Genomic DNA, 12,518 nt, shown 5'->3' on the forward strand with positions numbered 1-12,518 from the left:
TCGAGCATGATCCGTCGGTGCCGTCGCAGGGCTCGGGTCTGATCTGGTCGGGGACGGGTTCGTCCTCGGCGGCCTCCGGGTCGTCCGCTTCCATCATCGTGCCGTCGGGGAAGCTGACGGACGGGTGGCTGGTGCGGTGGCGGGTCCGCGGTGTGACGACGACGGGGGTGAACGGGGCGTGGTCGGATTGGCAGACCGCGAGAATCGACGTCAGTAAGCCCGCGGTGTCGAACCTGTCGATATGGGACGGCATGCAGAGTGGGGACCAGTGGACGATCTCGTCGTTGACGCCGGAGTTCCTGGCGAAGATCACCGATCCGCTGTCCCGCTCGTCCTATCTGGGGGTGGAGATCGAGCATGATCCGTCGGTGCCGTCGCAGGGTTCGGGTCTGATCTGGTCGGGGACGGGTTCGTCGTCGGCCCCGTCGGGGTCGTCCGCGTACCTCTTCGTGCCGTCGGGGAAGCTGACGGACGGGTGGCTGGTGCGGTGGCGGGTCCGCGGTGTGACGACGTCGGGGGTGGCCGGACCGTGGTCGGTGTGGCAAACGGCCAAGATCGACGTCAGTAAGCCCGCGGTGTCGGAGCTGTCGATGTGGGACGGCGGGCAGAGTGCGGGCCTGTGGACGATCTCGTCGTTGACGCCGGAGTTCCTGGCGAAGATCACCGATCCGCTGTCCCGCTCGTCCTATCTGGGGGTGGAGATCGAGCATGATCCGTCGGTGCCGTCGCAGGGTTCGGGTCTGATCTGGTCGGGGACGGGTTCGTCGTCGGCCCCGTCGGGGTCGTCCGCCTACATCCTCGTGCCGTCGGGGAAGCTGACCGACGGGTGGCTGGTGCGGTGGCGGGTCCGCGGTGTGACGACGTCGGGGGCGGCCGGACCGTGGTCGGTGTGGCAAACGGCCAAGATCGACACTACCAAGCCCACGGTGTCGGAGCTGTCGATGTGGGACGGCGGGCAGAGTGCGGGCCTGTGGACGATTTCGTCGTTGACGCCGGAGTTCGTGGCGAAGATCACCTACTTGTACGGCAGCTCGTCCCGGCTGGGGGTGGAGATCGAGCATGATCCGTCGGTGCCGTCGCAGGGTTCGGGGCTGATCTGGTCGGGGACGGGTTCGTCCTCGGCGACCTCCGGGTCGTCCACGTACGTCCTCGTGCCGTCGGGGAAGCTGACCGACGGGTGGCTGGTGCGGTGGCGGGTCCGTGGCGTGAGCACGACGGGGGTGAACGGGCCCTGGTCGGACTGGCAAACGGCCAAGATCGACACTACCAAGCCCACGGTGTCGGACCTGTCGATGTGGAACGGCATGCAGAGTGCGGGCCTGTGGACGATCTCGTCGTTGACGCCGCAGTTCTCGGCGAAGATCACCTACTTGTACGGCAGCTCGTCCCGGCTGGGGGTGGAGATCGAGCATGATCCGTCGGTGCCGTCGCAGGGTTCGGGTCTGATCTGGTCGGGGACGGGTTCGTCCTCGGCGACCTCCGGGTCGTCCACGTACGTCACCGTGCCATCCGGGAAGCTGACGGACGGGTGGCTGGTACGGTGGCGGGTCCGCGGGGTGAGCACGACGGGCGTGAACGGGCCCTGGTCCGACTGGCAGACCGCGAAGATCGACGTCAACAAGCCGGCCGGCACCGGGCTCGGCGTGGTGCCCGGAACCAAGACCGGGGACGCCTCCTGGATCCTGGCCTCCCAGACGCCGTGGCTGTACACGAAGGTGACCGCCACGGGCGGCCTAGCCTCCTACCTGAGCGCGGAGGTCGAGCATGATCCGTCGGTTCCGTCGCAGGGCTCGGGGCTGATCTGGTCGGGAACCGGGACCACGTCGTACGCATCCGGGTCGAACGCATGGGTGCAGGTGCCCGCCGGCAAGCTCTCCGACGGCTGGGCGGTGCGGTGGCGGGTCCGCGGTGTGACGACGACGGGGGTGGCCGGGCCATGGTCGGACTGGCAGACCGCCACCGTGAACGTCACCAAACCGGCCGTCGCCGCGCCCGGTCTGACGCCCGGAACAGCGGGCGCCTCTTTCTGGACGGCCCAGTCGCTGAATCCGTGGTTTTTCGCGACGGTGACCGACCCGCAGGGACGCAGTTCCTTCCTTCGAGTGGAGGTCGAGCACGACCCCGAGGCGACGGAGCAGGGAACGGGGCAGATCTGGGCCGGGACCGGCACCACCGCATCCCCGTCCGGTTCGAAGGCCTGGGCCGGCATCCCGGAGGGCAAGCTGTCCGAGGGCTGGCGGATCCGCTGGCGAGTGCGTGGTGTCACCACGAGCGGGGTGAACGGCCCATGGTCGCAGTGGCAGACCGCGACGGTGTCCGTCCTTCCTTTCCAGACCTTCTCTCCTGCGGACAACACCCAGGTCGGCACGTTGCGGCCGACGTTGTCCGCGCACGCGCAGTCGTCCGTAGAGGGCACTGTCGTCTACTGGTTCCAGATCTGCTCCGGATCCAAGGACAACTGGACATGGTGTGAGAGCTCACAGGAGTGGACCAAGGAGGGGACGTTCACCGTCCCGAAGGACAAGTTGCAGTGGGGCAAGACCTACTGGTGGTACGCCAAGGCCGCGACGAGTGCCGCGACCGTAACCTCCTCCTGGCGGACCTTCACCACCGCGCCGGAGCAGGGCACTGTCAACTCGCTGCTCGCGCCGGGGACGGAAGGCCGCGAGTTCAATCACGTCAACGGCGGCTACACCCGCTCGATCGCCGACCTGTCCGTCGCGGCTCCCGGCCTCCCCCTGAGTGTGACCCGTACGTACAACAGCCTCGATCCCCGCTCTGACGGCGCGTTCGGCTCCGGCTGGTCCACCCGATGGGACATGCGGGTGCAGGACGAAGGACAGGCGCTCAGCTACCCGTCCATGGTCGGGCACTGGCCGCTGGGCGACCTGCCGGGCAGCGTGTTCGCGGCCGACGCCTCGGGGCACAGGTTCAACGCCGCGCTGTCCGCCGGCACCTCCCAGGTCGACGGGAAGGTCGGCCGCGCCGCCGCCACGTCCGGCGGTTCGGTCGCCACCGTGCCCGGCCCTGTGCTGCACGCGGACGACAGCTACACGGTCGCATCGTGGCTGAAGCTGGACGACAGGTCGGGCTCCTACCAGGTGGCCCGGCAGAACGGTGTCAACCGCTCCCCCTACTACCTCGGTGTCGATCAGGCGACCGGCCAGCTGATGTTCGCCACCTACGCCTCTGACACCGCCGGTTCCGCCCGCACCGCCGTGCTGTCGGGAGTGGACGCGCCCGTCGGGAAGTGGTTCCACGTCGCTGGCGTGTACGACAAGGCCGCGGACTCCATCTCCCTCTACGTCAACGGCACGCTGGCGAAGACGGTCACCGGCGTCCCGGCGGGCTGGAACGCGACCGGTACGACGGTGCTCGGCAGCGGCGTCAAGGGAGCCGTCGATGACATCCGTATGTTCCAGAAGGCGCTGTCATCGGCCGAGATCCAGAAGCTGGCTGACACGACGACGATCACCCCGCCCGCCACCGTGCTGATCACTTACCCGGATGGCACCCAGCAGCGCTTCGCCTCCAGGGGCGACGGCACCTATGCAGCCCCGCCCGGGACCTTCGCGACCCTGGTCAGCCTGGATGACGCCGGCTGGCGTCTGATGGACAAGGGGTCGAATTCCTATTGGTTCGACAGCTCCGGAAGACTGACGAAGGTCAGCGACAAGCGGAGCCGTACCCAGGATCTGGTCTACGGAACGGACGGCAGGCTGCTGAAGGTCACCGCGACCGGCGAGCGTTCGCTCACCTTCACCTGGAGCGGCGCCCACGTGACAAGCGTCGCCACCGACCCCGTGGACGGGACGCCCATCGCCTGGACCTACGAGTACGACGGCGACAAGCTGGTCAAGGCGTGCCCCCCGGCCGCAGGCGGCGCCTGCACCACCTACACCTACACCGACGCCTCCCGCTACCGCAGCGTCGTCCTCGACTCCGGGCCCATCGGCTACTGGCGCCTCGGCGGGACCGCAGATTCCCTGAACAGCAAGGTGCCCAGCTCCGTCGGCGTCGATGCCGGCGCGGGCGACGGCATGCTCAGGGGCAACACCGCCAACGCGACCGCGGGCGTCGCCGGTGCCCTCGCCGGTTCCCCGGACACCGCGATGAGCTTCGCGGGCACTACCGGATCGGCGTACGTGGCGCTGCCCGAGGCGACGGTGAGCGGCCTGGGCGGCAGCCTGGCGGTCGAAGCATGGTTCAAGACCACCGGCTCGGGCACGATCCTCGGTTACCAGAGCTGGCCGGAGAGCTCGCCGGAAGCGTACGCACCGGTTGTCTACGTTGGCACCGACGGGAAACTGCGTGGCCAGTTCTGGACGGCACGGCCGCGCCGATCACTTCCGCGGGCAGAGTCAACGACGGCGCCTGGCACCATGTGGTGCTGTCCGGCGCGGAGGACATTCAGACCCTCTTCCTCGACGGGCAGCCGGTCGGCGGCCTGGCCGGGAAGATCACCCACACCGGCAGTGAAACGATGTGGGACACCCGGATCGGCGCCGGGTTCGGCGCCCCCAGCTGGCCGTCCACGACATCGTCGTTCTCGTCCTTCCCGTTCGCCGGCAGCATCGACGAGGTCGCGGTCTACGACAAGCCCCTGGGAGTCGCCACCGTCCGCACCCACTACGCCGCACGGCAGGCACAGCCGCAGCTGACAAAGGAGACCCAGCCGTCGGGCCGCGTCCACGCGGAGAACACCTACGCCGCCGACGGCGGCCGGCTGACGACGCACACCGACGACGACGGCGGCACCTGGAAGCTGTCGGACCTGGTCTATGCCCGGGAATCCAGCACGCAGACCTCGGCCACGACCACGGTGACCGATCCGCATAACGGCACGTTGACCTACGTCACCAACGCCCTGCGCGGATATCAGGTCGTCTCCACTACCGACCAATTGGGCAAGACCACCCGATATGGCTATGACACCGGCGGCTTCCCGGCGAAGCTCACCGACCCAAACGGCAAAGTGACCGAGCTGTCGTACGACGCTCGCGGTAATCCCCTGGCCAGAAAGACATGCCGCAGCAGTGACGCATGCTTCACGGAGTACTACTCCTACTACCTGAAAGCGGATGATCCTTTCGACCCGCGCAACGACCAGGTCACCGCGTACCGGGACGGCAGATCGGCCTCGGCCACCGATGACACCTACGCGATAACGACGACGTACAACTCATACGGGGAGCCGACCATGAGGAAGGTTCCCGCCACGCCCGACTTCCCACAGGGCCGCTCAGATTCCCTCACCTACACCGATGGGACCGAGCAGGCGGTCGGCGGTGGCGTCACTCCTGCCGGCCTGGTGAAGTCCGTCAAGGACTTCAAGGGAAACGAGTCGAGGTACGCGTACACCGCCGCCGGGGATGTCGCGGAGGAGACCAGCCCGACGGGACTGGTGAACAGGTACGACTACGACGCGATCGGGCGTCCGACCAGCCAGACGGAGGTGTCAGCGGCATACCCGCAAGGGGTGACGACGACCATCGCCTACGACGCCCAGGGTCATCCCGCGACCGCCACGGGTCCGGGCGTCAGGAACGAGGTCACGGGGGTGACCCACACGATGCGGAAGACCTCCACCTACGACGCCGACGGTAACCCGCTGACCACGACCATGTCCGACCTGACCGGCGGCGATCCGCAGCGCACGACCACCTATACCTACGACGACTACGGCCGGGCCGACTCGGTCACCGGTCCGGAGGGCGGTGTCGAGCGATTCGGCTACGACCACAAGGGACAGAAGGTCAGCTACACCGATCGGCGTGGTTCGGTCTACAACTACTCCTACACCGCGCGCGGAGAGCTCGCCGCGACCGTCCTCAAGGGCTGGACCGGCAGCCCGGTCAACCCGCAGGTCGCCGCCGACGTGGTTATGACGTCGTACGCGTACGATCCCGCCGGGAGGCTGGCATCAACGACCGACGCCATGGGCCGTACCACCTCGCACACGTACTACGACGATGGCCTGGCCGCGCAGACGATCGTCGGCGGGGCCAGGCTGAACGGCTCGTCCACACGCCGTGACGTGGTGCTGGACGCCAAGCTGTACGACCGGCCGGGCATGTCATCCGGCAGACCACGGATGGCGGGATCCTGCGCATTGACGCGGTCTACGACGCGGCCGGCCGTCTGACGTCGCAGACAGCCGATCCCGGCCTGCTGGCCAGGAAGACGGCGTACGGCTACGACGCCAACGACAACGTCATCAGCGTCACCAAGACGGCGGCCGGAACCGACCGTAGGGAGAACACCGAATACGTCTACAACGCGGATGACCAACCGATCAGGCAGACCGTGCACAATGACGGCCAGGACTTGGTGACCGCGGTCACCGTCGACGAGCGCAAGCTGGTCACCGCGATCACGGATCCGCGCGGAACGGTCTCCGGCGCGAACGCCGTGGACTACACGACCGACATCCGCTACGACGCGGTGGGCGGGACGGTCGAACTCAAACTGCCCCCGGTGCAGGTGGAGCGCGACGGTGGCGTCGCCGCACTCGCACGTCCCACCACCCGGCTGGGCTATGACACATTCGGCGACCAGACGCATGCGGTGGACGCGGAGGGACGCACCGCCACCTCCGTCTACGACCGGGAGGGGCGGCCAGTCTCCCAGTCCCTGCCCGCCTATACCCCGCCGGGTGGTCAGGCGATCACGCCTACGGCGACGGTCTCCTACGATGCCGCAGGGCAGCAGATCAGCTCGACCGACGCGCGTGGTCACACCACCACCGCGCTCTACGACGGCCTCGGCCGCCAGGTGCAGGTCACGGATCCGCCGGTCGGCGGTTCCCCAGGCGGGGTGACGAGCTTCGGCTACGACCTGCTCGGGGAGGCGACGGCCCGGACCGATCCGACCGGCGCGCGCTGGGAGGCGACGTACGACGATCTGGGCCGCCAGATCACCACCACGACCTTCGAGCGCAAGCCGACCGCTGCGGCCTACGTCACCGGGTACGAATACGACGACGCGGGCAACCTCACCAAGGTCACCCGTCCGACAGGCGATGCCGTGATCCGCGCCTACAACGCGTTCGGTGAGATGACGTCACACACGGACGCGCTGGGGAACAGCACGACCTTCGGCTACGACCTGTCCGGGCGGTCGTCAAGACGACCAACCCCCTCGGCGTGTCCGGTACGGTGAAGTACGACCAGGCTGGCAGAAAGATCGAGACGGCGGACGTCGACGCCGCTGGCGCGGTGCTGCGCACCCGGGCATTCGGCTACGACGCCGCCGGCAACCTGACCAGCCAGACCACTGCGACGGGTCACACCACCACCCGTGCCTACGATGCGGCCAACCGGCTGGTCGAGCAGCACGAGCCGGTCTCCGCCACCGAGACGATCACCACGTCGTTCGGTTATGACGCCGCTGGTCAGCAGACCCGGGCGACCGACGGGCGGGGCAACTCCACCTACACCACCTACAACAGCCTCGGTCTGGTGGAGTCGGTGATCGAGCCGAGCACCGCCGCTCACCCGGACCTGTCCGACCGAACCTGGACGAACATCTACGACGCGGCGGGGAACCAGGTCACGAGTCTGCTTCCCGGCGGTGTAAAGGTCGAGCGGACCTTCGATGAGCTGAACCGGCTGGTCAAGCAGATCGGTAGCGGCGCCGAGGCGGCCACGGAGGACAAGAACTTCGGCTACGACCTCGCCGGTCGTCTTACACGCGCCGACGAACTGGCCTTCTCGCTGAACGACCGCGGCCTGCTGCTGAAGAGCAGCGGACCCGGCGGAGACATCAGCGCCTACGCCTACGATGCCGACAACCGACTCGTCCAGCGGGCAGACTCCACCGGCACGGCCTCGTTCAGCTGGGACGACGCCGACCGCCTCACCAGCATGACCGACCCGGTGACGTCCTCGACGATCGAGTACGGGTACGACAAGGCGGCCCGGTTGACCAGCATGGCCTACGGTGCGAACGGTGCCCGCCGGAGCTTCTCCTACGACGCGCTCAACCGTCTCACTAAGGATGAGCTGAAGAGCGGCCAGGACTCGCCGATCGCGTCCATCGACTACGGCTACGACGTCGACGACAACATGACCACCAAGACCACGACCGGCACGGCCGGGGCGGGCACCAACACGTACACGTACGACTGGGCCAACCGCCTCACCTCCTGGACCGCGACCGACGGCAAGACCACCGAGTACGGGTGGGACGCCGCCGGCAACCGCATCCGGGCGGGCGACAAGACCTACACCTACGACGAGCGCAACCGTCTCACCTCCGGCGACGGCTACACCTACACATACACCGCACGCGGCACCCTCGCCGAATCGTCCAACGGCAAGGTAGAGATCACCAAGTTCGACGCCTTCGACCGGCTCATCCAGGACGACGCGGTCACGTACGACTACGACGCCCTCGACCGCATGGCCGGCCGCACGGAGGGCGGGCAGACGATGAAGTTCGCCTACGACGGCCAGACGAACAACCTGGTCGCCGTCACGGACGGCGGCGGCGTTAAGAAGGCTGCGTACGGCAGAGACGCCTTCGGGCGCACCGTGAGCCTGTCCGACGCGGGTAGCGGCCAGCTGGCGTTCAGCGACTTGCACGGCGACCTCATCGGCACCTTCACGGCCGACGGCACCGCCCTGACCGACTCCACCGCCTACAACCCGTTCGGGGAGGTCATCGCTAGGACCGGCACCATGCACAGTCTCGGATACCAGGGCGGATACACCGACCCCAGCACCAAGAAGGTCAACATGGCGGCGCGCTGGTACCAGCCCACCACCGGCAGCTTCGTCTCCCGCGACACCGTGACCCTCGCGCCCGATCCGTCGCTCCAGCTCAACCGCTACACCTACGCCAACGACAACCCCCTTACCAACACCGACCCTGACGGGCACAAGGCCAAGACGGCCACGGTGAGCGGGAGCTTGCAGGTCAAAAAGACGAAGACCAAAAAGATCGAGGTGACCAAGGCGGAGTACGCGAGCTGTAAGAATAACGACTTCAAGGGAAAGAGCTGCAAGGACGAAGAGAAGCTCTTCAAAGAGCAGAAGGCCTTCGTGGCCGATTGTGTGGAGGGGTATGTTGGCTCGGATGACAGCGGTGCCTGCAAGGCCGCCGGCAAGGCCTATCTGGACTGCCGCTTTGGCAGCAAGGACAAGCTGGGCTGCGAGGTTGTGGGCATCAACGCCGCATGCAAATACTTGAAGGGGGGCACCTGGTGCGACAACGCCAATCCCGTCTATGAGTCCTGTAAACGCGCCTACCCCAAGCATCGTGTGGTGTGCATCGAGGGGAACCAGGAGTACCTGCTGTGCCGGAGGATATACGACAAGAACAGGGACGGCGACGTTTGCGCAGGAGCGGTTTCGGCGTACGAACGGTGCCGGCCCCAGGGCAGCCAACCCGGATGTGAAGCCGTTCGTGAGATATGGGCGCAGTGCAGGTATAGCGGCTACTCGAAGGAGGGGAGGGCCGGTTATGGGCAATCGGTCAGCACCTGCAACGGAGTCGGCTGGGGAGTCATGCAGTGCGGTTACCGTGGCGGCTCTCCCGAATCATGCTTCTCTGTCGCCCTCGTGCAGCTCAACTGCTTGGCGGAAACCCGTAACCTGAAGGGTTGCGCGAACCTTGCCGGCGATTTCTACGCCTGTGTCTACGACCCCAACCAGCAGGCGTGCAGTGCCAAGCCCGTCCATAAGTGCACTGTGGTCTCGGGACGAACCGGGGGTAAGTTCTGTAACGACACGTATTCCTCAGTACAGGCCTGGCTGAAGGCGAAGTTGCAGGACAAGTGGGAGGGTGACGTCTCCAAGCCCTGCGAGTTCCTGTCGATCGCGTCCGTCGTCGCTCCCGCCGCGGCCCCGCATCTAGAAACGGCCGCAACCGTCTGCGGAGTGGTCGGCGCGGTGGCGAACAAGATGATCGAATGGCGGACCGACCAGGTGAACGACGACTGGGAGAAGGCGAGGAAGAACCATCCCGGCAATCCCATCAAGGTCAGTTACAACGAGTGGCCGCGATGGTGCTGCCGCATCGAGGCCCTGCCGGGGCCGTGATGGCGCCGGGCGATGGGGTGCGGTAATGCGGAGGCCGAGCGTCGGCTCGGGTGAGGATGGTTACATGGTGAGAAAGCGGCGTCGGCTGCTCTTTGCCGCGATGTCGGTGTTGTTGCTCGGCGGGGCCGTCCTGGTAGTCATGAACGTCGTCGAGCGGCCTGTCAGGACGGTTCTCGTCGCGTGCCAGAAGGACAGCGATGTGCCGACGTGCCAGGAGGCCTTCGAGGCTTACGGTCAGTGCTTCGAGGAGAAGTACGTCCACTGGGGCGCGGAGCAGTGCCGGGCGGCGCTCAGAGCCGACGATGACTGCCGGGAGAGGTATGGGCAGCCCGATGAGTCCGCTTGCCGGGTTGTCGCTCTCGAGTTGCTGAGATGCACGGAAGCAGGTCTGACCCCTTACACGTGCGGTCGTCTGACAGATGACTATCTGGAGTGCCTGGACGAACCGGGGAACACCCTCGGGCAGTGCAGGAATACGAAGGCGGACCATTTCGAGTGCCTTATGCGCGACGCATGCAGGCAGTCCTGGATGACCGACCCCGCGGCCCCAAAGTGGTTCCGCGGAGCCGATTCATCTGAATGAGCCCGGCGAGGAAATGCATCTTGAAGTGCACTCTCGGGCAGATGGGCGAGGCGAAGCCGACCAGGCGGCCGTACGCTGCTCGCCGCATGGGTGATGCCCCGCACCTCTGACCTGCCGCCCGCTCCGACAGTGTGCAGTCCGTGGCGAAAGCTCAGCGGGTGCCGGGGATGCGGTCGGCGAGGGCGGCGTGGCGGTCCCGGAGTTCGCGCTTGAGGATCTTGCCGCTCGGGTTCTTCGGCAGCGCGTCCACGAACGCGACGGCCTTGGGCACCTTGAACGCGGCGAGCCGGGCCCGGACGTGGGCTCGCAGTTCCTCCTCGGTGACGGTCATGCCCGGCTTCGTCACCACGATCGCGACGACCGCCTCGATCCAGCTCGGGTGGCGGACCCCGACGACGGCGACCTCCGCGACCGCCGGGTGCTCGTAGACGACCTCCTCGACCTCGCGGCTTGCGACGTTCTCCCCGCCGGTCTTGATCATGTCTTTGATCCGGTCGACGACCGTGAGGTAGCCCTCCTCGTCCATCACCCCGAGGTCGCCCGAGTGGAACCAGCCGCCCCGGAACGCCTCGGCGGTCTTCTCGGGGTCGTCCAGGTAGCCGAGGATCGCGTGCGGGCTGCGGTGCACGATCTCGCCGATCTCCCCAGGAGGGACGTCGTTGCCGTCGGCGTCCACGACCCGGGTCTCGACGTTCAGGGCGGCCTGGCCGGCCGAGCCCGCCTTGCGGATCTGGTCCTCCGGCTGGAGCATCACCGCGACCGGGGCCATCTCGGTCTGGCCGTAGAAGTTCCACAGGCGCACGTCCGGCAGTCGCTCGGCGATCTCCCGCAGCACCTCGACCGGCATGATCGCCGCGCCGTAGTAGCCCTTGCGGAGCGAGGACAGGTCGCGCCGGTCGAAGTCCGGGTGGCGCAGCAGCGAGATCCACACCGTGGGCGGCGCGAAGAACTTGGTCACCCTGTGGCGCTCGATCGCCTCCAGCACGGCCGTGGGGTCGGCTCCGGGGAGGATGTGGCTGGAGGCGCCGAGCTGGATGTCCGGCACCAGGAAGCAGTGCTGCTGGGCACAGTGGAACAGCGGCATCGCGTGCAGTTCGACGTCGTCGCGGGTCATGCCGCCGTCGATGACGCAGCTCGCGTACTGGGCGATCAGCGCGGCGTGGGACAGCACGGCGCCCTTCGGGCGTGACTCGGTGCCCGAGGTGTAGAGGATCTGTGCGGGGTCGTCGGGCCCGATCGGCACGACCGGCTCGGCCACGTCCTCCCGAAGCAGCGGGTCGAACGGCTCCCAGCCCTCCTCCGGCGCCGGGCCGTACACCATGCGCAGCCGCAGCCCGTCGGCCTGCTTGGCCGCGTCGCGCGCCACCGGCAACAGGGCGTCCTGCGCGATCAGCGCGACCGCGCCGGAGTGGGACAGGACGTAGGCGATCTCGTCGGCCCCGAGCATGAAGTTGACCGGCACGAGGACGGCCCCGGCGCGGGCCACACCGAAGATCGTCCGCACGTAGTCCACGCTGTTGCGCGACAGCACCGCCATGCGGTCCCCGGGACGTACGCCCCGGGCGGCCAGCGCGCCCGCCACCCGCGTCACGTCCTCGTCGAGCTCCGCGTACGTACGGGACTGGGCCGAGTCCGCCACGGCCAGGCGGCCGGGGTGCCGCCGGGCGGAGCGCCGGAGCAGGTCCGCGAGCGACTGACGGCGGGCGAGGGCGACATCCGGCGAGGCGGGGGTCATGAGCGGCTCCAGCACCTGAACAGAGGAAACTTCTGGATCAGCCTAGTGAGAACCGATCGCCTTGGGGAGAGCCCCGCCCGCCCGACGGCGAAGAGCACGGCGGCCAGCGCGGTCTCCGCGACTCCGCCCAGCGCCAGCCCGGTCAGCACCGCCGGGG

At 67.6% G+C, this 12,518-nt stretch carries 5 protein-coding genes and 1 pseudogene; 5 read left to right on the forward strand and 1 reads right to left on the reverse strand.

Features of this window, described 5'->3' with window-relative positions; genetic code table 11:
• Positions 1-1,304: 1,304 nt before the first annotated feature.
• The 5 genes and pseudogenes from B1L11_RS52390 to B1L11_RS31010 form a co-directional block, all read left to right on the forward strand.
• Positions 1,305-3,437 (forward strand): annotated as a pseudogene (locus tag B1L11_RS52390) (LamG-like jellyroll fold domain-containing protein); the annotation flags it as partial.
• A 764-nt stretch (positions 3,438-4,201) separates the two neighbouring features.
• Positions 4,202-6,145: a LamG-like jellyroll fold domain-containing protein gene (locus B1L11_RS52395; RefSeq protein ID WP_079318938.1), complete on the forward strand. Its 1,944-nt coding sequence runs from the start codon at positions 4,202-4,204 to the stop codon at positions 6,143-6,145.
• A gap of 161 nt (positions 6,146-6,306) precedes the next feature.
• A complete protein-coding gene (locus B1L11_RS31000) occupies positions 6,307-7,161 on the forward strand; it encodes an RHS repeat domain-containing protein (RefSeq protein WP_079318939.1) in 855 nt (284 codons plus the stop codon).
• Positions 7,146-10,043, forward strand: a complete 2,898-nt coding sequence (locus B1L11_RS31005) for an RHS repeat domain-containing protein (RefSeq protein ID WP_079318940.1) — start codon at positions 7,146-7,148, stop codon at positions 10,041-10,043. The genes B1L11_RS31000 and B1L11_RS31005 overlap by 16 nt, the downstream gene beginning before the upstream one ends.
• A gap of 64 nt (positions 10,044-10,107) precedes the next feature.
• Positions 10,108-10,626: a hypothetical protein gene (locus B1L11_RS31010; protein ID WP_079318941.1), complete on the forward strand. Its 519-nt coding sequence runs from the start codon at positions 10,108-10,110 to the stop codon at positions 10,624-10,626.
• Positions 10,627-10,777: 151 nt separating this feature from the next.
• Here B1L11_RS31010 and B1L11_RS31015 read toward each other — a convergent pair whose 3' ends face one another.
• The gene (locus B1L11_RS31015; RefSeq protein WP_079318946.1) at positions 10,778-12,361 is read right to left on the reverse strand and encodes an acyl-CoA synthetase; all 1,584 of its coding nucleotides are present in this window, start codon (positions 12,359-12,361) and stop codon (positions 10,778-10,780) included.
• Positions 12,362-12,518 lie beyond the last annotated feature (157 nt).

Origin of the sequence: Microbispora sp. GKU 823 (genome assembly GCF_002027145.1) — a bacterium.
GTDB classification, from domain to species: Bacteria; Actinomycetota; Actinomycetes; order Streptosporangiales; family Streptosporangiaceae; genus Microbispora; species Microbispora siamensis.

Excerpts from the sequence above, each read along its gene's own strand:
- B1L11_RS31015 (WP_079318946.1), bottom strand. The coding sequence starts at position 12,361 with ATGACCCCCGCCTCGCCGGATGTCGCCCTCGCCCGCCGTCAGTCGCTC.
- B1L11_RS31010 (WP_079318941.1), top strand. The coding sequence starts at position 10,108 with ATGGTGAGAAAGCGGCGTCGGCTGCTCTTTGCCGCGATGTCGGTGTTG.
- B1L11_RS52395 (WP_079318938.1), top strand. The coding sequence starts at position 4,202 with ATGGTTCAAGACCACCGGCTCGGGCACGATCCTCGGTTACCAGAGCTG.